This is a genomic window from Janthinobacterium leeuwenhoeki (assembly GCF_051380795.1).
In the GTDB taxonomy this organism is placed as follows: Bacteria; Pseudomonadota; Gammaproteobacteria; order Burkholderiales; family Burkholderiaceae_D; genus Janthinobacterium.
The window spans coordinates 17,988-40,312 of record NZ_JBNYXT010000011.1 but is presented as its reverse complement, the minus strand read 5'-3'; the positions used below and the strand labels follow the sequence as shown (position 1 = coordinate 40,312).

The following is a 22,325-nucleotide window of genomic DNA, read 5'->3' as shown; positions in this document are numbered from 1 at the left end:
GGTTCGAAGAACCGTAATCCGACAACATCGTTGGCCGATGATTAAATCACCCCCTGCGCCAGCATCGCATCGGCCACTTTGACAAAACCGGCGATATTGGCGCCATCCACGTAGCTGACGGTGCCATCGGCGCGCGTGCCGTATTGCTTGCATGCGGCGTGGATGCCTTGCATGATCTGCAGCAAACGCGCATCGACTTCTTCGCGCGGCCAGGAAATTCGGGCCGCATTCTGGCTCATTTCCAGGCCGGAAGTCGCCACGCCGCCCGCATTGCTGGCCTTGCCCGGCGCATACAGCACGCCGGCCGCCTCGAAGGCCTTGGCTGCCTCGATGGTGGTGGGCATGTTGGCCCCTTCGGCCACGCATTGCACGCCATTGGCGATCAAGGTGCGCGCATCGTCGATGTTCAATTCATTTTGCGTGGCGCAGGGCAGGGCGATGTCGACCGGCACATGCCATGGCGACACGCCCGCTTCGAAGCGCACGCCCGTGCGTTCGGCGTAGTCGCTGACCCTGCCGTACAGATGGTTCTTGACCTCCATCAAGATGGCCAGCTTTTCCGGCGTAAAGCCATCCTCGTCGATGACGGTGCCGCTGGAATCGGAGACGGTGATGACTTTCGCGCCCATGGCCATGGCTTTTTCCACCGCGTATTGCGCCACGTTGCCCGAGCCGGAAACGGAGACGCGCATGCCTTCGAACGAGCGGCCCCGCGTTTTCAGCATTTCCTCGGCAAAATACACGGTGCCGTAGCCCGTCGCTTCCGGACGCATCAGCGAGCCGCCGAAGCTGGCGCCCTTGCCGGTAAACACGCAGTCGGCGCGGTTGCTGAGTTTTTTCATCATGCCGGCCATATAGCCCACTTCGCGGCCGCCCACACCGATGTCGCCGGCCGGCACGTCCGTGTCCGAACCCACGTGGCGGAACAGTTCGCCGACAAACGCCTGGCAGAAGCGCATCACTTCGCCCGGGCTCTTGCCCTTCGGATCGAAATCGGCGCCGCCCTTGCCGCCGCCCATCGGTAACGTGGTCAGGGCATTCTTGAACGTTTGTTCGAAGGCGAGGAATTTCAGCACGGACAAGGTGACGGAAGGGTGGAAGCGGATGCCGCCCTTGTACGGTCCGATGGCCATGCTGTGCTGGATGCGATAGCCGCGATTGACTTGGACTTGCCCATGGTCATCGACCCACGACACGCGGAACATCACCACGCGCTCCGGCTCGATCAAGCGTTCCAGCAAGCCTTGTTCCGCGTATTTCGGGTGCTGTTCCAGGAATGGCCACAAGCTCTCCATGACTTCGGTGACGGCTTGCAGAAACTCGGGTTGACCTGGATTGCGTGCGGCGACATGCTGGACATACTCGTGAGCAGATGCGTATTTCATCAGAATTCCATGGAGGTAATCGGTTATTTGGGCAACTATCATCGCAGATTTCGCACAAAAATGGTGCGGAAATTTGGTTTTGAGGGGTTTCTGCTACATGGTGGGGATTTTTGAGGACTCTGCCGCCGATGCGCGTGGTAAACGACAACGCCAGCCCGAAGGCTGGCGTTGTCGTTGCGGCTCGCCTGGTCAAACCAGGACAGGCATCACCCCGCCATGCTGCGCAGAATCAACCCCGTGATGTAGGCGCCATAGGTGCCCAGCGCATAGCCGAGCACGGCCAGCAGCACGCCGACGGGTGCCAGGGCCGGGTGGAAGGCGCTGGCGATGACGGGGGCCGAGGCGGCGCCGCCGATGTTCGCTTGCGAGCCCACGGCCATGAAGAACAGGGGCGCGCGTATCAGCTTGGCGACGAGCAGCATCAGGCCGCCATGCACGGCGATCCAGATCAGGCCGAGCAGGAACAGGAAAGGCTTGTCGAGCAGGGCACCGAGGTCCATGTGCATGCCGATGGTGGCCACCAGCACGTACAGCATGGCCGAGCCGATGGTCGAGGCGCCCGCGCCTTCCAGGCTGCGCGCGCGGGTAAAGCTGAGCAGCAAGCCGAAGGTGGTGGCGAGTACGACGATCCAGAAGAAATTCGATGTCAGGCTGTAATCCTGCAAGCGCCATGCGGCCGGCAGGGTGTTGATCCAGCTGATGATGGGGCCGGCCAGGAAGTGCGACAGGCCCGTCACGCCCAGGCCCACGCCGAGGATGATCATGATGTCGGTCAGGGTGGCGATGCGCGCGTGCTGCGTGCGGTAGCTTTCGATGCTGTCCTTGAGCGCATTGATGGCGGTCAAATCAGCACCTGTCCAGCGGTCGAAGGCGCCCGCGCGGCCTGCCAGGAACAGCAGCACGGCCGTCCAGACGTTGGCCACCAGCACGTCGACGGCGACGAACTGGCCAAACAGGGTGGCGTCCACTTCAAACACTTCCTTCATGGCCGCCTGGTTGGCGCCGCCGCCTATCCACGAGCCGGCGACAGTCGTCATGCCGCGCCAGGTGTCGCCCGCCACCGTTTCCGGGTGGATCAGACGCAGGGCTTCGAACGAAACGAGGGCGCCCAGCATCACGCCCAGCGTGCCGGTGAGAAACATGATGATGGCCTTGGGGCCGAGGCGGATGATGCCGCCGAAATCGATGGCTACGCACAGCAGGACCAGCGCGCTGGGCAGCAGATAGTCGCGCGCCACGGCGTACAGGCCGGAGGCATTGCCGTCGATGATGCCGAAGGTGTTGAGCAGTGCCGGGATCAGGTAGCACATCAGCAAGGAAGGAATATATGTATAGAACTTTTTCCAGAAGCCGTCAGCGCGGGAGGCAGTCCAGAAGACGGCCCCCAGGGTCATGGCAAGCAGGCCGAGGACGACGGCATCATTGGTGATCAGGGCGGTAGTGGCAGGTGGCATCGGGGATTCCGGTGAACATGTCAGGGACGCACGGGATGCCGATAAGGCCCCCGGGCGCAGGGTGGCCGTATCGTATAGCAATGTTGAAGCCTAAACAAATTATTTAGGCGGTGATGCGCAGATTCTTACTTGTCAAATCAAACACTTGTGGACGGGTTCGCCGATGCCGCCGCCAGACTGGCGCTTACAAATAGCGCGCCAGCAAGGCCTTGTCGAGGGCTGCGTCGAGTTCGATACGCACGAAGTGACCGCTGCCGGGCGCCACCTGGATGTCGTTGCCGTCATCGCTGAGCATGCGAGTAATGGTGAAGTCGCGGTTGCCGCCCGGATGCACGGCCTCGATGCGGTCGCCCACGGCAAAGCGGTTTTTGACGTCTACCCGTGCCCAGCCGTCCGTCACGCCCAGCACGTCGCCCACGTACTGGCTGCGGTCCGCCTCGGACGCGCCGCGCATGTAGTTCTGGTGCGCCTGGGTATGATGACGTTGATAGAAACCGTCCGTGTAGCCACGGTTGGCGAGGCCTTGCAACTGGCCCAGCAGGCCGATGTCGAAGGGGCGGCCCGCCACGGCGTCATCGATGGCCTGGCGGTAGACTTGCGCCGTGCGCGCCGCGTAGTACAGCGACTTGGTGCGGCCCTCGACCTTCAGCGAGTCGACGCCGATTTTCACCAGGCGCTCGATGTGCTCGACGGCGCGCAAGTCTTTCGAGTTCATGATGTAGGTACCGTGCTCGTCTTCGAGTATCGGCAGCAGCTGGCCCGGGCGCTGGGCTTCTTCAATGAAATAGGGCTGGTCGGCCAGCGGGTGGCGCGGCTGCTGGTGCAGAGCGGAAAACGCGTTGTTGTCGGCCTTGGCCAGCGCCTGGTGGAATTCCAGCGGCACCACCTGCATGCCGCCCAGGTCGCCGCTGGCGTCTTCCGCGGCATTTTTTACCTTGTAATCCCAGCGGCAGGAATTCGTGCACGTGCCCTGGTTCGGGTCGCGGTGGTTGAAATAGCCGGACAGCAAACAGCGGCCCGAATAGGCGATGCACAGGGCGCCGTGGACGAACACTTCGAGTTCCATTTCCGGGCAGCGCTGGCGGATTTCCTCGATCTCGTCGAGTGACAGTTCGCGCGACAAAATCACGCGCGTCAAACCCATGCGGTGCCAGAACTTCACGTCGGCCCAGTTGACGGCATTCGCCTGCACCGACAGATGCACGGGGATGTCCGGCCACTTGTCGCGCACCATCATGATCAGGCCCGGGTCGGCCATGATCAGCGCGTCGGGACGCATGGCGATCACCGGTTCCATGTCGCGCAAATACGTTTTCAGCTTGGCGTTGTGGGCGAAGATGTTGCTGGCGACAAAGAATTGCTTGCCGCGCGCATGCGCGCCATCAATTCCCTCCTGCAAGGCTTGCAAGGTCGAAAAATCGTTATTGCGCACGCGCAAACTATAGCGCGGCTGGCCCGCATAGACGGCGTCGGCGCCATAGTCGAAGGCGGCGTGCATCTTGGCCAGGGAGCCGGCAGGCAGGAGGAGTTCGGGAGCGTGGCGCATGGAGGAGGGGCAAAGCCGGCGATTGTAGGCGGGCTGGCGCCAGATTGCCTTGCCTTGGGTCAAGGGATTGACATGTGGTACCAGCGCCGGTGCCAGGCCGCTGCCAGGCAACTTCAGGCGTAAGGCGTGCCCGCCATGGCCGCGTTCAAGCCAATATGTCCCTGGTCCACCAGGGCGAGAAAGCCGGCCTTGGCCTGCCGCGCGTCGCCATGCCGCGCGAAGGCGCGGTGCGCTTCGATGAGGGCGGTGCTCCAGGTAGCCAGCAGCAGGCTGGCCGCCAGGTGGGCGAGGGGATCGTTTGCAGCGCGCCCCGTGCACTCGGTCAGCGCTTGCGCCACCACTTGCGCCAGCTCGTCGCGTATCGCCCGCGCCCGTGCTTTGAGGGTGTCGCTGGCCTCGATGGTGGCAATGAAACCCTGGCCGGCGGCGGAAAATGTGATGTAGGGACTGTCTTCCAGTACCAGCCGGTGCGCCAGCAGGCGCAGGGTTTCGATGGGCAGGATGGCGGGCTCGCGCTGGCGCAAGGCGGCGCGCAGCAGTTCGCGTCCTTCTTCCTCGCGGTCGAAGAACATGTCTTCCTTGCGCGGGAAATGGTTGAACACCGTCATGCGTCCCACGCTGGCGGCCGCCGCGATTTCATCCACCGTCACCTGCTCGAAGCCGCGCACGAAAAACAAACGCGTGGCGGCATTCGAAATGGCTTGTCGGGTGGCAAGGCGTTTGCGGGAGCGGAGGTCGGAAGGAATCGTCATGTTGCCACGATCATACACCAGGCGTACTGAGTACAGATAAGGCTTGATGACGCAGCAAGGCAGGGCGTACTATTTATATACTGAGTACATATTTAGATTGAGTATATGAAAGAATCCGTTCCTGTGGCAGCGCTGCCTGTCATCTTTGCCACGGTCGTGCTGGACGCCGTCGGCATCGGCCTGATCTTCCCCATCCTGCCGGCGCTGCTGCGGGACGTTACGCATGCGGCCAACGTGGCACCGTATATCGGCATCATGACGGCCTTGTACGCGCTGATGCAGTTCATCTTTGCGCCCGTGCTGGGAGCGCTGAGCGACCGCCTGGGCCGGCGCCCCGTCCTGCTGGTGTCGCTGGCTGGCGCCGCCGTCAATTATCTGTTTCTCGCCTTTGCACCGAGCCTGTGGATGCTGTTGCTGGGGCGCGCCATCGCGGGGCTGACGAGCGCCAACGTGTCCGTGGCCACCGCTTACATCACTGATATTTCTCCCGAGGCGATGCGGGCGCGCCGTTTCGGTTTGCTGAACGCCATGTTTGGCGCCGGCTTCATCATCGGTCCCGTGCTGGGCGGCGCACTGGGCGACTACGGGCTGCGCCTGCCGTTCATTGCGGCCGCCGTACTGAATATGGGCAACCTGCTGCTGGCGTTGTTTATGCTGCCCGAATCTCGCCCGCCCATGCGCGCGAAAATCGACCTGGCGGCATTGAATCCCTTGCGCCCGCTGCGTTGGGTTTTCGCGGAGAAAAGCTTGCTGCCGATCACCGTCATTTTCTTTACCTTCAGCGCGGCCGGTGAAGTGTATGGCGTGTGCTGGGCCTTGTGGGGACACGATGCGTTCGAGTGGAACGGCCTGTGGATCGGCCTGTCGCTGGGCGCCTTTGGCGTGTGCCAGGCGCTGGCCCAGGCTTTTCTACCCGGCCCGGCCGTGAAACTGCTGGGCGAGCGCGCCACCATCCTGACCGGGGTGGCCTGCGCCTGCCTGGCGCTGGTCGTCATGGCTTTTGCCACCCGCAGCTGGATGATCTTCGCCATCATGCCCGTGTTCGCCCTGGGCGGCATCGGCGCGCCGGCCCTGCAGTCGCTGGCCACCCGTCAAGTTGCCGACGACCGGCAAGGCCAGTTCCAGGGCGTGCTGGCCTCGTCAGTGAGCCTGGCGTCCGTGCTGTGCCCATTGATTTTTTCCAGCATTTACTTTGGCGTGAGGGCGTACTGGCCCGGTGCGGTCTGGCTGTCGGTGATCGTCGTGTACGCTGCGCTCGTGCCGCTCGTGGTGGGCCTGGACATCAGGACGCCCGCCGCCAAGCTGGCGTCCTGAACTGTCAATCCGGCGTGAGCGGCATGGACTTAATGCGTGTGCGAGGCGCCGCTGGCGCTGCTGCCGGCCTGCCCGGTCATGGGCAGATGTTCGGGCGGCGTGCCGTCCTTGAACAACTGGCGTAGTTGCTGGCGCAGCTCCGGGGTATCGTGGTGCTGGTGTACCGAGACTGCGTGTTCCACAGCAATGCCCAACAGCTCTTCCTCGCTGTCGGCCGAGATGGCTACCGAGCAATGCGTGTCGCTTGGGAATTCCCTGCAATCGATGTATTTGCGCGTCATGATCGACTCCTTTCTGGAAAGAGCGGGCACAGCACCCGCTCAATTCAGTATAGGCCGCAAAGCAGCCTCGCCTAGGCCGCGCGGCTCTCGCCAGCGGATTCGTCATCAAGACGGTGCACGGCGCCGCCGCCTTGAGCCTGATGCGCCGCATCGGCGGGAAAATCGTCGACCTGGATCAAGCCGTCAACCAGGCGCGCATATTCGAGCAAGGTATTGTGCTCCTGGCAACTGACCGAGCCTGCGGCCTTCGCCGTTGCCAGCCACTGCTGCATGGCGGACAGGCTTTGCGGCAGGTGCCGCAGGGACGCGCCAGCGGGCGTGTCTTTCAGGCGTTTTTCGATGTGCAGCACGTCGGGCAGCAAGACCAGCGCCCGTTCGGCGCAGGCCACGGGGTCGCCGCCGTGGCTGCCCTCGCTGGCGACATGGCCGTCGGCCAGCAGCCGTTCGCGGTCGGCGCCTGGCGTTTGCAGGGCCTGCGCCACCTCGCTGCCCAGTTCGTCGGAAGGCGGATGATGGGGCAGGCCGAAGGGGAACAGCAAGGTGCGCAGCAGCACGGCCAGCACGCGTGCGGGGAAATTATCGAGCACGCCCGTCAAGCCCTGTTGCGCCTTGACCAGCGCATCTTGCAGCGACCAGTGCACGTAGGGCAGGTCGGCTTCGGGGCGGCTATCGTCTTCGTAGCGTTTCAGCACGGACGAAGCCAGGTACAGCTGCGCCAGCACATCGCCCAGCCGGGCAGACAGCCGTTCGCGGCGCTTGAGCTCGCCACCGAGCACGAACATCGACATATCCGTCATGACGGCGAAGGCCGTCGACAGCCGCGTCAGGGCGCGGTAGTAGGGCGCCAGTGCGGGTGCGCTGGCGTCGGGCACGGCCGCCAGGCGCGCGCCGCCCAGCCCGTACCACAATCCCCTGACCAGGTTGCCCAGCACAAAGCCCACGTGGCCAAAGAAGGCAGAGTCAAAATCCCGCAGGGCTTTGCGGCCATCGCTTTCGCTGACGGCGGCCATTTCCCTGAGTACATACGGATGCGCGCGAATGGCGCCCTGGCCGAAGATGATCAGGCTGCGCGTGAGAATGTTGGCGCCTTCGACCGTGATGGCGATGGGGATTTGCTGGTAGGCGCTGGCGAGGAAATTGTTGGGGCCCACGCAGATGCCCTTGCCGCCGAGAATGTCCATGCCGTCATTGACGAGCGCGCGTCCCCGTTCCGTGACGTGGTATTTGACGATGGCGGAAATGACGGCCGGCTTCTCGCCCAGGTCGACGGCGTGCGCAGCCAGGGTGCGGGCCGCGTCCATCAGGTACAGGTTGGCGCCCATGCGGGCCAGCGCTTCCTGCACCCCCTCAAATTTACCGATAGTCATGTTGAACTGGCGCCGCACGGCCGCATACGCGCCGGTGCCACGCACGGCCATCTTGCCCATGCCGACGCTGGACGAGGGCAGCGAAATGGCGCGCCCGGCAGCCAGGCATTCCATCAGCATGCGCCAGCCTTTACCCACTTGCGCCTGGCCGCCGATGACCCAGTCGATGGGGATGAAGACATCGTCACCGGAAGTGGGGCCGTTCTGGAACGCGGCGTTCAAGGGATGGTGACGGCGTCCGATTACCACGCCGTCGTGGCTGGCGGGGATCAGGGCGCAAGTGATGCCCGGAGTTTCATGCTCGGACAGCAGATGCTCGGGGTCGCTGGTCTGGAATGCCAGGCCCAGCAAGGTCGCCACGGGCGCTAGGGTGATGTAGCGCTTGTTCCAGCTGAGGCGGAAACCCACAGTGGCGCGCCCCTCATGCATGCCCATGCACACCACGCCCAGGTCGGGAATGGCGGCCGCGTCGGAACCCGCATACGGGCTGGTCAGCGCAAAGCAGGGAATCTCGGTGCCGGAAGCCAATCGCGGCAGATAGTAATCTTTCTGCTCGTTGGTGCCGTAATGCAGCAGCAGTTCGGCCGGCCCCAGCGAATTGGGCACCATCACGCTCACCGCCAGCGCCGAGCAGCGGCTCGACAATTTCATGACCACTTGCGAATGCATGTAGGCGGAGAACTGCTTGCCGCCGTATTGTTTCGGGATGATCATGCCGAGGAAACCCTGGCTTTTCATGTAGGCCCACGCTTGCGCTGGCAAGTCGAGTTGCTGCTGCGTTTCCCAGTCGTTGACCAGTTCGCACAGCCGCTCGACGTCGTGCTCCAGAAAATGGCGTTCCTCGGCCGTGAGCGTGGCGCGGCCATACGCCAGCAATTTTGTCCAGTCGGGCCGGCCGGAAAACAGATCCGCATCCCACCACGTGGTGCCCGCCTCAAGCGCGTCGCGTTCCGTGTCGGACATGCTCGGCAAGATGCGCTTGAACAAGGCCAGCAAGTGCGGCGTGAGCAGGGCGCGGCGCACGGGGCCGGGCGCAAACAGTGCAAGCAGGCCCAGCAGGGCCAGCATCAGTATGATCGTCAGCATGCGATATCTCCCTGTGTAATAAGAACAGGGTAGGCCGATATGGCCGATATTACTGTGCGGTACAGCGCATACGCGCAACGCCAACCGCATGGGTTGGCGTTGCGGGGGAACAAGGTTCCCGGTGAATCACGGCGCTAACGGTATTAGCGTTGTGGAACGACAATCACCGTGTCGCCTGTGTCGCCCGTTTTGCCCTTGGCGCCATCGTCACCCTTGGCGCCTTCATTGCCTTGTGCACCAGTGGCGCCCTTGGCACCATCATATCCGGCAGCACCGCTGTCGCCGGTCTGGCCCGTGGCGCCGGTGGCACCGGTCGCGCCGGCAGGGGCTTCAGCGCCCGTGGCACCCGTAGCGCCGGCAGGACCAGGCGCACCGGCAGGGCCGGGAACGACTTGCACGACGGTCGGTGCGGGTGGCGCTTCGCGCTGGCAAGCGGTCAGGGCGAGGGTAGAGGCGAGCGCGAGCAATATCAGGGTAGGTTTCATGATGCATCCTTTGGCAGTGTGCCGTTATGTACGGAACGGCTCGACGGCGTCGGGCGCGAGTTTCGCATGGCAGGGAGAGATGACCAGGGGACCCGTCTGCCGTATCGCGCAGGGCGCTGGCGGCGGGATGGGTATATGGTCTGCTTGCAGCATGAGCTCTTGGACGGCTGCAGTCCGTACGTTTGCGTACACAGTGGCGGGGTGGGGCGGGGGTTTTGTGGAAAGGAAACAAAAAAGCCAACCCGAAGGTTGGCTTTTTGTTATGTGCTACTGAATTCTTGGTGGCCCGGGGCGGAATCGAACCACCGACACAAGGATTTTCAATCCTCTGCTCTACCGACTGAGCTACCAGGCCAAGGCGGCAAATTATAGCAGAAAGACTTTCCACCTGACCAGAGCTGACTGTGTTCAAATGCAACAGATGGCCAAAACATGGTGTTTTGGCATCTTTGTATGACCTGAAGGGATGTGGCGATGCAGCGACGTATTGGAGTGCAAGGCCTGGCCGTGGCGGGCTTGTTCAGTTTGTTGTGCGGCACGGCGCGGGCCGACGGGCTGGCCGATCTGAATGCGGCGCTGGCGCGCTTGCAGGGGCAGATGCCCATCAAGGCGCAGGTCGAGTCGAAAACCTGGCGCCGCGAGGGCGAGGGCAAGGCGGCGGAAGACGATAGCGGCCAGGCCACGGTCACTGTCGAGGGCGGGCCGGCGGGCTTGCAAGTGCTCTACAGTAAGGAGATGCTGGCGAAAGTGGAAGCCGAGCAGCGCGCCAGGGTGAAAGATCCGAAGGTCAAGACGTCTATCGGCTTTGCGTTGGGGGAAATGAAGGCGACGGAGCTGCGCTCCATGGTGTCGGCAGCGGACGCCCTGTCGCGCGAGATCGAGGAAGCCGTGTTCAGTGGCGAAAAAATGGATAGCTACAAGGGCAAGCCGGCGCGCCTGCTCAGCTTTACCTTGTCGCTCGACAAGGTGCCTGAGAAAGACCGCAAGTATGTGAAGAAGTTCGAAGGCGGCCTCGAGGTGTGGATCGCTGCGGACGGTACGCCGCTGGCCAGCCATTTCCACGTGGATGTGAGCGGACGCGCCTTTGTCGTCGTCAGTTTTACGCAAAAGATGGACGAGACGCGCCAGTATGGCGTCAGCGGTGACCATTTATTGTTGCTGCGCAAGGAAAGCCGGAGTGCCATGTCGGGCGCGGGCGAGAAGGTGGACAGCAAGATCGTCAAGACCTTGCAATTGCAGTCCTGACGCGTTGCAGTATCACTCGATTACATGGCTGAACTGCCGCCCAGGCCGCTCTTTTGCAGCACGCAGCGTCCCGCTTCGCAGGTGGCGCCCGGGTCCGTGACGATGGAGCAAGTCGACATCATGCCGTCCGCCTGCTGCTGCTTGCGGCTCGCTTCGGCTTGCGCCTGGGCCAGTGCCTTGAGTTTCTTGCCGTCATTGTCCTTGCTGGACCAGGCCAGGTAGCGCTCGGGTCCGCCGCACGCCTTGGCGCCGATGGCGATGGTCTGGCATTGCTGGGTGGAATCGCAGGCGGCGGCGCCCACTTCCGCCTGGATTTGCGCCAGCAAGCCGGCATTGCCGGGGGCGGGTGGCGCATCATCTTGGGTGGGGGCGCTGCCGCAGGCGCTGGCGGCCAGCAGCAGAAGGCTGGCGCAGGCGGCGCGCAGCAGTGGCGAAAGGGTGGAATAGTTTGAGGTTTGCATGCCTTTATCATGGGCCACGCCAGCGGAAATGGCAAGCCCGATTCACCCTTGGCTAGCGCCTTGGAATTGCTCATTTTCCATATTGACTGGCGGCAAGGCAAGCTGCCGTGCATGAAAAATGCCCGCGTGAAAGCGGGCATTGGAGGTTTATTTCAACGTGCGCTGGAACAACTGATAGATGCGGCGGTACTCGTCATACCACGCTTCCGGCTGCACGAAGCCGTGGCGCTCCATGGGGTAGCTGGCCATTTCCCAGTTATCCTTTTTGAGCTCGATCAGGCGCTGCGACAGGCGCACGGAATCCTGGTAAAACACGTTGTCGTCGATCATGCCGTGGGCGATCAGGAGGTTGCCCGTCAGTTTGTCGGCGTATTCGATCGGCGACGAAATTTTGTACGCTTGCGGATCGACGTCGGGTGTGTTCAGGATATTCGCCGTGTACTCGTGGTTGTAGGTGGTCCAGTCCGTTACGGGGCGCAGGGCGGCGCCGGACTTGAAGATTTCCGGCGCGCGCATCAGGGCCATCAGGCTCATGAAGCCGCCATAGCTGCCGCCATAGATGCCCACGTTCTGGATGTCGCCCTGGTGTTGCTGCGCCAGCCAATTGGCGCCGTCGATGAAATCTTCCAGTTCCGGGTGGCCCATCTGGCGGTAGATGGCCGTGCGCCAGGCGCTGCCGTAGCCGAGCGAGGCGCGGTAGTCGACGTCGAGCACGATGTAACCCTGCTCCACCAGCAGATTGTGGAACATCTGTTCGCGGAAGTAGGCGGGATAGCGCTGCGTCACGTTTTGCAGATAGCCGGCGCCGTGCGCGAACATGACGATGGGGTAGCGCTTGCCTGTTTGCAACTGCGCCGGGCGATACAGCTTGGCCCAGATGGGCGCCGCGCCATGCGTGGACGGCACTTGCACCAATTCAGGCATGATCCAGTTGCGTGCCTTGAAGGCGTCGCTGCGCGTATCCGTCAGGATAGTCGCCTTGCCGCCGGAGACTGGAATGGTCGCCAGTTGGGCCGGCATATAGCTGGTCGAATAGCGCAGCAGCAGCTTGCCGTTATCCGGCGACAGGCCGAAGTTTTCCACGCCTTTCAAATGCGTGATTTCGCGCGCGCCGCCATCTTTGGCCGTGCTGGCGCACACTTCATACGTGCCGGGCGCCTGCCGGTTGCACATAAAATAGGCATTCTTGCCGTCGCGGCTCCATTCGACGGCGCTTACTTCCCACTGGCCGCTGGTCAAGGCGCGTGCGGGCGCGGCGCCGGTTTTCGTGTACAGGTGGGCGTAACCGCTTTCCTCGGACAAATACCACAGGGTGGCGTTGTCGGGCAGCCAGCCGAATTCGTCGGCGCGGCGGTTGACCCAGGCCGCATCGCTGATGCGGTGCACGGGCACGAGGGCCGCGTTGGCCAGGTCGACGTTGGCGATCCAGCGGTCCTTGTTGTCGATGGCGCGCACGCGCACGGCCACGCGCGAACCGTCATCGGTCCAGGCGATGCCGTCGCGCTGGGCATCGACGCGCACGGCACGCTTGCCCTTCAGCGGCGGCAGCTTCTGTTCGGCGCGCAGACTGGCCAGCGGGTCGGTGGCGATGCCGGGCAGGCCGTCGAAACCGATCTCGCGCACCTGGCCCGTGCGCAGGTCCGCCAGTTTCAGGCTTTGGGAAATCGGCATGTTGCGGCCCACGCGCGTGCGTTCGTCATCCACGTCCGGGTAGCCCGTTTCCGTGACGTAGCGGGCCAGTTTGCCCAGCTTGCCCTTCTCGGCGGCCTTGTCTTGCGTGACAAACAGCAGCCAGCGGCCATCCGGCGACAGGGCGCTGCCGGAAATCGTGACTTTATCGCCCAGGTAGATCGGTTCCGGCGCGCGCGTGCTGTCCCGGCGGCGCTCTTCCTGGCGGCGTTCGCGGTTCGCATCGCGGTCTTCCTTCTGGCGCGCCAGGTTGACGATCAGGCGCAGCTGCAGCTCGCGCAGGGCGTCCGCTTCCGGCTTGGCGTCCGGATCCTTGGCCGCGCGCAACAGGGCGACGGGGGCGCTCAGACGGTCAACCCGGTTCCAGCTGAACCAGTCAGTGCCGCTGCGGTATTGCACGGCACCGCCGTCGGCGGAATATTGCGGGTCGCTGATGGCCGGGATGCCGCGCGTGATCTGGATCAAGGCGCCGCTTTTCAGGTCGCGTTCGAACAAGTCGCCGTTGCGCAGCAGGATGGCGCGCGTGCCGGCCCGGTTGACGACCATCTGCTGGCCGTCGAGGTTGGCCAGCTGCGCATCGTCGACCTGCTTGCCGCTATTGAGCCTGGCGTTCGCGCCCGGCAATTGATAGGTGTCGCGCAGGGGCGAGCCGAGGCGTTTTTGCTTGTAGTAGAGCTGGCCATTCCAGCCCCACCATGCCGCTTCGACGGGCGTGCCGATCCAGTCGGGATCGGCCATGGCCTGGTCCAGCGTGATCGGCGTGGGGGCGGCGGTGGAGGAGGCCGCATGGGCGGCGGGCAGCAGAGATAGCAGCAGGAGCGGCAGCAGGGGAAGAACCAGACGCATCGGGGATCACTTTAATCAAAGGGGATGGTGAAGGTACAGGCTATGAGGCCGGTATTCTAGCGGAGGAGTTTCGTGCAGGAAATGTCGGAAAGCTAAGCTTGACGCCGGGCCAGCCAGGCAACAAAGTCATCGTGCGGCATGGGCCGCGCATACAGGTAGCCTTGCAAACCGTCGCAATCGTGGGCGACGAGGAAGTCGGCCTGCTCCTGCGTTTCCACGCCTTCGGCCACGACGCGCAAGCCCAGGTGGCGCGCCATGGCCAGTATCGCTTGCACGATGGCCGTGTCGCGCGCATCGTGCGGCGTGTCGTCGATGAAGCGCTTGTCGATTTTCAGTTCGTACAGTGGCATCGAGGTCAGGTAGGCGAGGCTGGAATAGCCGGTGCCGAAATCGTCGATGGAAAAGCGGATGCCCAGTGCCGCCAGCTCGCGCATGCGCGCCAGCGAGGCGTCGCGCTGGTCGATTAACAGGCCCTCCGTCAACTCCAGGATCAGTGCGCCGGCCGGCGTGCCGTGTTCGGCCAGCGCCGCCTGCACGCGGGCGGTGAAATCGGGCTGGCGGAATTGGGCCGGACTGACGTTCACCGACAGCGCCACGGGCGATCCAGCCTGCGCCAGCAGGCTGGCGGCGCGGCACGCTTCGCGCAGGGCCCAGTGGCCCAGCCTGACGATCAGCCCCGATTCCTCGGCGATGGGGATGAAGATGCCGGGCGTGATTTGGCTGCCGTCCGCCTGTGGCCAGCGCATCAGCAATTCGGCCCCCGTCACCCGGCCGTGACGGTCGACCTGCGGCTGCACGTGCATGCATAATTCGTTGGCATCGAGGGCGCGCGCCAGCGCCCGTTCCAGGGTCAGGCGGCGCTCCACGCCCGCCTGCATGGCCGCTTCAAAGAAGGCGATGCCGTTGCGCCCTTCGGCCTTGGCGCGGTACATGGCGATGTCCGCTTCGCGCAGCAGGTCGTGCGCCTGCTGGCCCGTTTTCGGCAGCAGGGTCACGCCGATGCTGGCGCTGCAATGATAGGACTGCCCCTCGATATCGAAGTCGCGCGCGATGGCGGCGCGGATTTTCTCGGCCACCTGGGCCGCCGCGCGGGCGGCGTTGTCCAGGTCATTGGCCAGGTGCGCCAGCAGCACGACGAATTCGTCGCCACCCAGGCGCGCCACCGTGTCGGCCTTGCGCATCAGTTGCGCCAGCCGTTCGCCGGCCAGGCGCAGCAGCGCGTCGCCGGTGGCATGTCCGCGCGCGTCGTTGATGTGCTTGAAGTGGTCGAGGTCGATGAACATCAGCGCGCTGATTTTATGCTCGCGTGGCGCTGCGGCCAGCAAATAGGCGATGCGCTCCATCAGCAGGCGCCGGTTGGGCAAGCCCGTCAGCACGTCGTAGAAGGCCAGGCGGTGGATGTCCGCCTCCGATTTCTTGCGCTCGTCGATTTCGCGCTCGACGGCCACCCAGTGCGTCTGCTTGCCGTCTGTATCCGTGAACGGCACCAGTTCCGCTTCGACCCAGTACGCCTTGCCGGCCTTGTTGTAGTTCAGCAATTCCGCGCGTGCCGGCTGGGCGCTGGCCATGGCGGCGGCAATGCGCGCCAGTTCGCCCGCATCGGTGGCAGGACCGTGCTGGAACAGCAGGCTGCGACCCAGCACCTCGGCGCGCGCATAGCCGCTGCTGCGCTCGAAGGCGTCGTTGACGAAGATGATGCGCGTGGCCGGTGCGACGTGCGTAGCGGAAGGATTCTCCGCCACTTCCGCGATCATCACCATGTCGTTCAGGCGGGCCAGCGCCGTGGCCGTCAGGCGCAGCTCGGCGTTCAGCTGTGACAGGGCCTGGCTGCTGCGCTCCAGGTGGCGCAGCAGGAAGGCGCAGGACAGGGTCAGCACGGCGGCGATGAACAAGAAGTTCAGGGCCACGATCAGCGAGCGCAGCACGGGAGAATCGGGCGTGCCCGGCATTTGCAGGGCGACGTTGGGATGCAGGCCGAGAAAAAAGATGGTCAGCGAGGTCAGGATCAGGGTTGACAAGGCTGGCCGCATTCCAAGCAGCAAGGCCGCCAGTACGGGCATGAGCATCATGTAGATCTGGCTGATGGGGCCGATTTTCAGCAACAGGCCCACGCCCACCAGGTAGGCGACGATGAGGAATTGCCACACGCGCCAGCGGTAGGGCATGGCGCGCCAATGCCAGATGAAGCCGACCCAGCCGATGGCCAGCAAGTCGAGGGCGACAATGGACCAGATGGCTTCGCTGGCGGCCAACAGGGCGCTGGGAATGGCCGTCACGAAGCCAAGCAGCAGCACCACCTGCAGCAGGCGGCTAAAGACCTGGCCGCGCCAGTGCGCGAGATCGTTCGACGCCGCCACGCTGCCGTCCTTTCTCCAGAATGCCGTGTAACCGTACTGAGCAGTAGGTTGATTAAATACTACGCGTTATCTTTCTCCATGTCATCTTGATCATTAAGCATGATTGCCTGCGTTCAGCGTTCAGCCTTGTCGACGGATGCATTGATCCATTGCTAAGGCATGATCACCTTGCTGTCGACGGGCTTGCCATCCAGCGTTTCAGGCTGGCAGTGGAAGGGGGCAGGCAATAGGGCAAGAGGGAACTCCAGGCGGTGGGAACAAAAAAAAGCCAGCCTGTCGGCTGGCGCTGTGGGGTGAAGCGCCCACTGGCGCTTCGAACCGGCGCTTATTTTTTTGGTGCGCTCAGGCATTCTTTCATGAATGCCTTGCGCGCGTCGCCCTTCATGTCCTTGGCGTCGACATTGCAGGCTTTCATCTTGTTTTGCTGCGTCATGGCCGGTGCCGGCTTGGCGCTCAGGCATTCCTTCATGAAAGCCTTGCGCTCATCGCCCTTCTTGCCGGCGGCGTCCGCATTGCAGGTGGTCATTTTTGACTGTTGCGCCGTCTTGGCGACGGGGGCCGCTTCCGGTGCGGCGGCAAAGGCGGTACTGGCAAACGCGGCGGCGATGCAGAGGGCGATTAATTGTTTCATGGCAAATCCTTGTAGACGCAGTCAGTGGAAGGGGGCATGCAACCGGCAGCGAAGCCGATATGCAGAACGTAACTAACTATATGACATTTATCAACAAAATTTCCACACGAGTGTGTCTTTTTGTTACCGTCAGGCGCCAGGCGCTCGCCAGCTGGCCCGGGCAGCCATGTTGCGGCGGCAGGGCCCCTGTTTTTTGCTATGCTAGCGTCTTTCCACCGGCCGATGCCGCAGCCTCGGCCGGCGCACCCTCAATACGGAGTAGTTATGGTCTCGTTGCAAGAGCAGTTTTTAAAGGCCGGCCTGGTCGACAAGAAGAAGGTCAAACTGGCCAACCAGGACAAGAGCAAGCAAAAAAAGGACGAGCGCAAGAGCGGCACGCAAAGCGTCGACGAGGTGCGCCTGGCTGCCTTGGAGACCCAGCGCAAGAACGCGGAACGCGCGCGCGAACTGAACGCCCAGCGCGACGCGGCCGCCAACCAGAAGGCCATCGTGGCGCAGATTGCGCAAATGGTGCAAAAGAACCGCCAAAGCAAGGGCAACAACGGCGACCTGCCGTATAACTTCACGTTCAACAACAAGATCGAGCGCATCTATGTGACGGCCGCCGTGCAGGCCCATCTGGTGGCGGGCCGTCTGGTGATCGTCTGCCTGGGCGGCGCCGTGGAACTGGTGCCGCGCATCATCGCCGACAAGATCGCCGAACGCGATCCGGCCATCGTCGTGCGCGTGAAACAGGCCAGCACCGAAGTGGATGAGGACGATCCGTATGCGGCGTTCCAGATTCCCGATGATTTGATGTGGTAAGAGGGGGATTGCCCGGCGCCAGGTGCGTCGGATGAGGGTAGCGAGCGGGCCGGTTGTGGCGCCGCTCAAATAGGGCATACTCGATCGAGCGCGTCGTCAGGTTGCCCAGTTGCGGCCTGCTTTTGCTGCCTCCCGCGACACCCTGCGTCCGACGTTAGCCAGAGTGATCAACATGCGTATGCGAAAAAAATCTGACCTTCCAACCAAACGCTGTCAGCAATGCCAGTTGCCGTTTGCATGGCGTAAAAAATGGGAAAAGGTTTGGGACGAGGTGAAATACTGTTCAGATCGCTGTCGCCAGGATAGCAAGCGTCAGCCATGAATACCGACCCCGTCGCAAGGTCGGCACAAACGCATATTTACTGGTTCCGTAATGATTTGCGGCTCGAGGATAATCCGGCTTTGCGCCAGGCCTGCCAACGCGCCGGCCATCTGCTGTTTGTGTATTGCCATCGCAGCGCCTCGCTCGCGACGCGCTGGAATGTGCCGCGCACCAGCCCGCATCGCCAGCATTTTCTCCGGTCGGGCCTGGCGGACTTGGCGACGCAGCTGGCGTCGTACGGTAGTCAGTTGCTGGAGGTCGAGGGCGACCCCGCCCAGGTGTTGCTGGCACTGGCGCATTCCATCGGCGCGACGACCATCCATTGCGAGGAGATTGCCGCGCCAGAAGAGCAGGGCGACCTTGCCGCACTGCGTGCTGTTGGCCTGACAGTAGAAGCGCTGTGGCAATCGAGCTTGCTCGATCCGGCCGCGCTGCCGTTTCCGTGCGCTGCCTTGCCTGAGGTATTCACCAACTTCCGCATCCTTGTAGAGCGAGAGCAGGTGGCGCCGTCGGCCCCGCTGGCGCGGCCGACGACGATTCCGCCCTTGCCGCCGGCCTTCGCAGCACTCGCTGAAACCTGGACAGTGGTGCCGGAGGTGCTCCAGGACGCGCATCTTGCCACCGCACGGTCGTCGTTCCCGTACGCGCTACCGGCTTTTTACGGTGGCCCGAGTGCCGCCGCTGAACATCTGCGCCAGTATTTCGGTGGTGAGCTGGCGCACACCTACAAGCTCTCACGCAATGGCTTGACCGGCGTGGACTATTCCACCAAGTTTTCGCCATGGCTCGCCTGCGGCGCGCTATCCGCGCGCATGGTATGTGCCGCGCTCAGGCAGTTTGAAGCAGTGCACGGCGCCAACGACAGCACTTACTGGATCTGGTTTGAGTTGATGTGGCGCGACTATTTTCGCTTTCTGCACCTGCAGCATGGGGTCGCGCTGTACCGGGCGCAAGGCTTGAGCAGCCTTGGCCAGCCCAGTCACGATGCGCATCGATTCGAAGCATGGTGCCAAGCCCGCACCAGTGAACCGCTTGTCAATGCGGGCATGGCCGAGCTCAGTGCCACCGGTTATCTCTCCAACCGGCTGCGTCAAATTGTTGCCAGTTACCTGGTGCACGATCTGGGCTGCGATTGGCGCGCCGGCGCTGCCTGGTTTGAAGCGCAACTGATCGACTACGACGTCTACAGCAATCAGGGTAACTGGCTGTACGTTGCCGGCCGAGGGACCGACCCGCGCAATGGGCGACGGTTCAACCTGCAAAAGCAAATGCGTGACCATGATCCAGACGGGGCCTATCGGCGCCTCTGGGCGACGCAAGGTACGGCGCAGGACGAGTTGAAGTGAGGGATGTCAACGGGGTGCAGCGCTTGCGCCGGAAATGAACCCGCGCCAAGGACTGCGCACCCCAGAAACGACAACGCCCACTAGCATGAGTGGGCGTTGCGTGAACGAATTTTTGGTGGCCCGGGGCGGAATCGAACCACCGACACAAGGATTTTCAATCCTCTGCTCTACCGACTGAGCTACCAGGCCAAGGTGGCGAATTATAGCAGACCAAAACGGGAATGCAAGAGCCGGCTGTGACTTTTCCCGCATTTCCTGGATAGTCACCATTTTACTTGCCTGTGAATCAAATATGATTTGATATAAGCGATATTTTTCTCAACAAAGCTTGGGCGCATAGTGTGGTCATCGAGATTTACTTGAGAGGACTGCCGCATGAATACGACTACCCGACACACTGCCATTCCTGAAATCGGCCTGGGCACTTTCCGACTGCAGGGTCAGATCGTCATCGATTCCGTCGTCGACCAGGCGCGCCAACCTGGAAGCGAACCTGCATTTCCAGCGCATTACCCTGTCGCCGGACGAGATGGCGCAGCTGGCCGACCGCCTGGGTTTCAGGGCCCTGCAACTGCGGCAGAACCGTCGCCCGCTGGCCGAGACCCTGCAGGAGATCGCGGACCACGTGCTGCCTGAATTTCATGGAGCCGCTTGATCTGAGGCACGCGTCCTGTACTTCCGGACTATCTGAAAAGATTGGGGCAAACGCTATAATGGGTGCATGAACAGTCCCTCCTCCCCCACCATGCGGCGCTTCATGCAGAGCCACAGCGACGTTTGTATCGTCGGTGACGGCGCCATCGCGAAAACCACGGCGCTGGCGTTTGCCCAGGCAGGACAAAGCGTCACCCTGTTATCTCCTGCGAGCCCGCCCGCACCCACATCCGCTTCGGCCGCCAAGCCGGTTGACGCCAGCTGGGATGTGCGCGTGTATGCGCTCAATCACACGGCGCACCAGCTGCTGTCGTCGCTGAAGGTGTGGGGCGCCCTGGAGGCCGACAGGGTGGCGCCCATCGATGCCATGCTGGTCAATGGCGACGGTGCGCAGGCGGGCGGACTCGGTTTCGACGCCTACGGCGCCCATGTGGGCACGCTGGCGTGGATCATCGAAGACCGCAACTTGGGCCAGGCGCTGGACGCCGCCCTGAAATTCGCGCCGAACGTCAGCGTGCTGCAGGGCCGCGCCAGCCGCCTGGAATGGACGAACGACTCGGCCATCGTGCACCTCGATGGCGGCGACACCATCACCTGCGCGCTGGTGGTGGGTGCGGACGGCGCCCAATCGTGGGTGCGGGGCCAGTGCGACATCGGCCTCGATTACCGCTCGTATGGCCAGCGCGGCGTGGTCAGCAACTTCGCCTGCGAAAAGCCGCACCATGGCGCGGCCCACCAGTGGTTTACGGGCAGCGAAGGCATCGTCGCGCTGCTGCCGTTGCCGGGCGACCGCGTCTCGCTGGTCTGGTCGGCGCCTGATGCGCTGGCCGACACCTTGATGGCCGAATCGGCCGACGCCCTGGCTGCGCGCCTGGCCGTGTACTGCCACGACAAACTGGGTACACTCACGCCGCTGCAGCCGGAACTGGTGCGCGCGTTTCCGCTGACCCTGATGCGCCCGCACGCCATGGTGGCGCCGCGCGTGGCCCTGGTCGGCGACGCCGCTCACGTGGTCCATCCGATGGCCGGCCACGGCATGAACCTGGGCTTTGCCGACGTGGCGCAACTGGTCAAGACGATCAGCGAACGCGAAGCGCACCGCGGTATCGGCGACGAGCGCGTGCTGGCCCGCTATGCGCGCGCGCGCAAGGAAGACGTGCTGCTGATGCAGCTGGCCACCGATGGCCTGGCGCGATTATTCGGCGCCGATCTGGAACCGTTGCGCGTGGTTCGCAATTTGGGATTAAACTTGCTGGATAAATTACCGGCCCTGAAGCGAAAAATGATTGCGCACGCATTGGGACATCAGTAAATATCAGCGAATCTTAAGATATCGCTGGATAATGGCAGGTGTGAAAATTCAAGGTCGCCGCAGCTGGTCTGCGGCGATCGTTTTATCAAAGAGATAACGACGCCGGGCCAGATGCCAGTTCCGCCAGGCGTTTCAAGTGGAGAAGTGATAGTGATAAAAATGAGCAGAATCGCATTGGTGCTGGCCTCGGGCCTGATGATGTCGTGCGCCGGCGCGGAAACGCCGACGGAAGCGAACATCAAAAAGCTGATCGAACCGCGCCTGGGCGAAGGCGCCAAGGTCGACTCGGTCAAGGAAACCCCCTACGGTGGCCTGTACGAAGTGCGCACGGGCGGCGATATCCTGTACACGGACAAAGCCGCGCAATACCTGTTCGTCGGTCACGTTTTTGACGCCAAGACTTCGCAAGACCTGACCAAGGTGCGCCTGGACGAAGTCAATCGCATCAAGTTCTCCGACCTGCCGCTCGATTCCGCCATGAAGACCGTCAAGGGCAATGGCAAGCGCGTGATCGCCGTATTCGAAGATCCGAATTGCGGCTATTGCAAGCGCTTCCGCCAGAATGCGCTGAAGGAAATCGACAACGTCACCGTCTACACCTTCATGTACAACATCCTGTCGCCCGATTCCATCGTCAAGTCGCGCAATGTGTGGTGCGCGCCGGACCGCAACAAGGCTTGGGATGACTGGATGTTGAACGGCAAGGCGCCAGCCACGGTCGCCGCCACTTGCGCCAACCCGCACGAAAAAATCCTGGCCCTGGGCCAGCAATTGCGCGTCTCGGGTACGCCTGCCATCTTCTTTGCCGACGGCAGCCGCATTCCGGGCGCAGTCGATGCGAAAACGCTGGAACAGAAATTCTCGACCATTAAGTAATCCGGGCTGTCGCCAGGAAGGTTGGACGGCGCGCCCTCGCAAGGCGCGCTTTTTTTTGCACTTTTTCCGCTGTCGTATCATCAAGTGTTGTTTGTAGACGCCATAACAATCC

Annotated in this window: 18 protein-coding genes and 2 tRNA genes; 7 read left to right on the top strand and 13 right to left on the bottom strand. The window is 62.9% G+C overall.

What is annotated here, in order from left to right; genetic code table 11:
* Positions 1 to 41 precede the first annotated feature (41 nt).
* The 4 genes from gdhA to ACQ4WS_RS11515 form a co-directional block, all read right to left on the bottom strand.
* Positions 42 to 1,385 carry an NADP-specific glutamate dehydrogenase gene (gene gdhA / locus ACQ4WS_RS11530; protein WP_436476331.1) on the bottom strand — a complete coding sequence of 448 codons (1,344 nt, stop codon included), beginning with the start codon at positions 1,383 to 1,385 and terminating at the stop codon, positions 42 to 44.
* A 206-nt stretch (positions 1,386 to 1,591) separates the two neighbouring features.
* Entirely contained in the window at positions 1,592 to 2,839 is a 1,248-nt protein-coding gene (locus ACQ4WS_RS11525) for a DUF819 family protein (protein WP_436476329.1), read from the bottom strand.
* Positions 2,840 to 3,023: 184 nt separating this feature from the next.
* A complete protein-coding gene (gene trhP, locus ACQ4WS_RS11520) occupies positions 3,024 to 4,385 on the bottom strand; it encodes a prephenate-dependent tRNA uridine(34) hydroxylase TrhP (protein ID WP_436476327.1) in 1,362 nt (453 codons plus the stop codon).
* A 113-nt stretch (positions 4,386 to 4,498) separates the two neighbouring features.
* Positions 4,499 to 5,137: a TetR/AcrR family transcriptional regulator gene (locus ACQ4WS_RS11515; RefSeq protein ID WP_436476325.1), complete on the bottom strand. Its 639-nt coding sequence runs from the start codon at positions 5,135 to 5,137 to the stop codon at positions 4,499 to 4,501.
* 105 nt (positions 5,138 to 5,242) lie between these two features.
* Between ACQ4WS_RS11515 and ACQ4WS_RS11510 the strand changes: the two genes are divergently transcribed.
* The gene (locus ACQ4WS_RS11510; protein WP_436476323.1) at positions 5,243 to 6,451 is read left to right on the top strand and encodes a TCR/Tet family MFS transporter; all 1,209 of its coding nucleotides are present in this window, start codon (positions 5,243 to 5,245) and stop codon (positions 6,449 to 6,451) included.
* 29 nt (positions 6,452 to 6,480) lie between these two features.
* Here ACQ4WS_RS11510 and ACQ4WS_RS11505 read toward each other — a convergent pair whose 3' ends face one another.
* The 4 genes from ACQ4WS_RS11505 to ACQ4WS_RS11490 form a co-directional block, all read right to left on the bottom strand.
* Complete coding sequence (locus ACQ4WS_RS11505) at positions 6,481 to 6,732, bottom strand: DUF1059 domain-containing protein (protein WP_436476321.1); 252 nt, start codon at positions 6,730 to 6,732, stop codon at positions 6,481 to 6,483.
* Between the two features lie 71 nt (positions 6,733 to 6,803).
* Positions 6,804 to 9,185 carry an acyl-CoA dehydrogenase gene (locus tag ACQ4WS_RS11500; protein ID WP_436476319.1) on the bottom strand — a complete coding sequence of 794 codons (2,382 nt, stop codon included), beginning with the start codon at positions 9,183 to 9,185 and terminating at the stop codon, positions 6,804 to 6,806.
* 143 nt (positions 9,186 to 9,328) lie between these two features.
* Positions 9,329 to 9,670, bottom strand: a complete 342-nt coding sequence (locus ACQ4WS_RS11495; protein ID WP_436476317.1) for a collagen-like protein — start codon at positions 9,668 to 9,670, stop codon at positions 9,329 to 9,331.
* 279 nt (positions 9,671 to 9,949) lie between these two features.
* A tRNA-Phe gene (locus ACQ4WS_RS11490) sits at positions 9,950 to 10,025 on the bottom strand.
* A 119-nt stretch (positions 10,026 to 10,144) separates the two neighbouring features.
* Between ACQ4WS_RS11490 and ACQ4WS_RS11485 the strand changes: the two genes are divergently transcribed.
* The gene (locus tag ACQ4WS_RS11485; protein ID WP_436476315.1) at positions 10,145 to 10,915 is read left to right on the top strand and encodes a hypothetical protein; all 771 of its coding nucleotides are present in this window, start codon (positions 10,145 to 10,147) and stop codon (positions 10,913 to 10,915) included.
* 20 nt (positions 10,916 to 10,935) lie between these two features.
* Here ACQ4WS_RS11485 and ACQ4WS_RS11480 read toward each other — a convergent pair whose 3' ends face one another.
* From ACQ4WS_RS11480 to ACQ4WS_RS11465, 4 genes are all read right to left on the bottom strand, one after another.
* Positions 10,936 to 11,376: a hypothetical protein gene (locus ACQ4WS_RS11480; protein WP_436476313.1), complete on the bottom strand. Its 441-nt coding sequence runs from the start codon at positions 11,374 to 11,376 to the stop codon at positions 10,936 to 10,938.
* A 147-nt stretch (positions 11,377 to 11,523) separates the two neighbouring features.
* Positions 11,524 to 13,911: a S9 family peptidase gene (locus ACQ4WS_RS11475; RefSeq protein ID WP_436476311.1), complete on the bottom strand. Its 2,388-nt coding sequence runs from the start codon at positions 13,909 to 13,911 to the stop codon at positions 11,524 to 11,526.
* 92 nt (positions 13,912 to 14,003) lie between these two features.
* On the bottom strand, positions 14,004 to 16,268 hold the full coding sequence (locus tag ACQ4WS_RS11470; RefSeq protein WP_436476309.1) for a putative bifunctional diguanylate cyclase/phosphodiesterase: 2,265 nt from the start codon (positions 16,266 to 16,268) through the stop codon (positions 14,004 to 14,006).
* Between the two features lie 325 nt (positions 16,269 to 16,593).
* Positions 16,594 to 16,899 carry a PsiF family protein gene (locus ACQ4WS_RS11465; RefSeq protein WP_099378608.1) on the bottom strand — a complete coding sequence of 102 codons (306 nt, stop codon included), beginning with the start codon at positions 16,897 to 16,899 and terminating at the stop codon, positions 16,594 to 16,596.
* Between the two features lie 264 nt (positions 16,900 to 17,163).
* Between ACQ4WS_RS11465 and ACQ4WS_RS11460 the strand changes: the two genes are divergently transcribed.
* The 3 genes from ACQ4WS_RS11460 to ACQ4WS_RS11450 all read left to right on the top strand — a co-directional run bounded on the left by ACQ4WS_RS11460 (position 17,164) and on the right by ACQ4WS_RS11450 (position 19,371).
* The gene (locus tag ACQ4WS_RS11460) at positions 17,164 to 17,703 is read left to right on the top strand and encodes a DUF2058 domain-containing protein (protein WP_436476307.1); all 540 of its coding nucleotides are present in this window, start codon (positions 17,164 to 17,166) and stop codon (positions 17,701 to 17,703) included.
* A gap of 172 nt (positions 17,704 to 17,875) precedes the next feature.
* Positions 17,876 to 18,025, top strand: a complete 150-nt coding sequence (locus ACQ4WS_RS11455; protein WP_436476305.1) for a DUF2256 domain-containing protein — start codon at positions 17,876 to 17,878, stop codon at positions 18,023 to 18,025.
* The gene (locus tag ACQ4WS_RS11450; protein ID WP_436476303.1) at positions 18,022 to 19,371 is read left to right on the top strand and encodes a DASH family cryptochrome; all 1,350 of its coding nucleotides are present in this window, start codon (positions 18,022 to 18,024) and stop codon (positions 19,369 to 19,371) included. Before ACQ4WS_RS11455 ends, ACQ4WS_RS11450 begins: the two co-directional genes overlap by 4 nt.
* A gap of 113 nt (positions 19,372 to 19,484) precedes the next feature.
* Here ACQ4WS_RS11450 and ACQ4WS_RS11445 read toward each other — a convergent pair.
* Positions 19,485 to 19,560 (bottom strand) — tRNA-Phe (locus ACQ4WS_RS11445).
* Between the two features lie 532 nt (positions 19,561 to 20,092).
* On the opposite strand from ACQ4WS_RS11445, the gene ACQ4WS_RS11440 reads away from it, so the two are divergent.
* Positions 20,093 to 21,337, top strand: coding sequence for an FAD-dependent monooxygenase (locus ACQ4WS_RS11440; RefSeq protein WP_436476301.1), 1,245 nt, complete (start codon positions 20,093 to 20,095; stop codon positions 21,335 to 21,337).
* 159 nt (positions 21,338 to 21,496) lie between these two features.
* Positions 21,497 to 22,213, top strand: a complete 717-nt coding sequence (locus ACQ4WS_RS11435; RefSeq protein WP_034785648.1) for a DsbC family protein — start codon at positions 21,497 to 21,499, stop codon at positions 22,211 to 22,213.
* The last annotated feature ends 112 nt before the right edge of the window (positions 22,214 to 22,325 follow it).

Excerpts from the sequence above, each read along its gene's own strand:
- gdhA (WP_436476331.1), bottom strand. The coding sequence starts at position 1,385 with ATGAAATACGCATCTGCTCACGAGTATGTCCAGCATGTCGCCGCACGC.
- ACQ4WS_RS11525 (WP_436476329.1), bottom strand. The coding sequence starts at position 2,839 with ATGCCACCTGCCACTACCGCCCTGATCACCAATGATGCCGTCGTCCTC.
- trhP (WP_436476327.1), bottom strand. The coding sequence starts at position 4,385 with ATGCGCCACGCTCCCGAACTCCTCCTGCCTGCCGGCTCCCTGGCCAAG.
- ACQ4WS_RS11515 (WP_436476325.1), bottom strand. The coding sequence starts at position 5,137 with ATGACGATTCCTTCCGACCTCCGCTCCCGCAAACGCCTTGCCACCCGA.
- ACQ4WS_RS11510 (WP_436476323.1), top strand. The coding sequence starts at position 5,243 with ATGAAAGAATCCGTTCCTGTGGCAGCGCTGCCTGTCATCTTTGCCACG.
- ACQ4WS_RS11505 (WP_436476321.1), bottom strand. The coding sequence starts at position 6,732 with ATGACGCGCAAATACATCGATTGCAGGGAATTCCCAAGCGACACGCAT.
- ACQ4WS_RS11500 (WP_436476319.1), bottom strand. The coding sequence starts at position 9,185 with ATGCTGACGATCATACTGATGCTGGCCCTGCTGGGCCTGCTTGCACTG.
- ACQ4WS_RS11495 (WP_436476317.1), bottom strand. The coding sequence starts at position 9,670 with ATGAAACCTACCCTGATATTGCTCGCGCTCGCCTCTACCCTCGCCCTG.
- ACQ4WS_RS11485 (WP_436476315.1), top strand. The coding sequence starts at position 10,145 with ATGCAGCGACGTATTGGAGTGCAAGGCCTGGCCGTGGCGGGCTTGTTC.
- ACQ4WS_RS11480 (WP_436476313.1), bottom strand. The coding sequence starts at position 11,376 with ATGCAAACCTCAAACTATTCCACCCTTTCGCCACTGCTGCGCGCCGCC.
- ACQ4WS_RS11475 (WP_436476311.1), bottom strand. The coding sequence starts at position 13,911 with ATGCGTCTGGTTCTTCCCCTGCTGCCGCTCCTGCTGCTATCTCTGCTG.
- ACQ4WS_RS11465 (WP_099378608.1), bottom strand. The coding sequence starts at position 16,899 with ATGAAACAATTAATCGCCCTCTGCATCGCCGCCGCGTTTGCCAGTACC.
- ACQ4WS_RS11460 (WP_436476307.1), top strand. The coding sequence starts at position 17,164 with ATGGTCTCGTTGCAAGAGCAGTTTTTAAAGGCCGGCCTGGTCGACAAG.
- ACQ4WS_RS11455 (WP_436476305.1), top strand. The coding sequence starts at position 17,876 with ATGCGTATGCGAAAAAAATCTGACCTTCCAACCAAACGCTGTCAGCAA.
- ACQ4WS_RS11450 (WP_436476303.1), top strand. The coding sequence starts at position 18,022 with ATGAATACCGACCCCGTCGCAAGGTCGGCACAAACGCATATTTACTGG.
- ACQ4WS_RS11440 (WP_436476301.1), top strand. The coding sequence starts at position 20,093 with ATGAACAGTCCCTCCTCCCCCACCATGCGGCGCTTCATGCAGAGCCAC.
- ACQ4WS_RS11435 (WP_034785648.1), top strand. The coding sequence starts at position 21,497 with ATGAGCAGAATCGCATTGGTGCTGGCCTCGGGCCTGATGATGTCGTGC.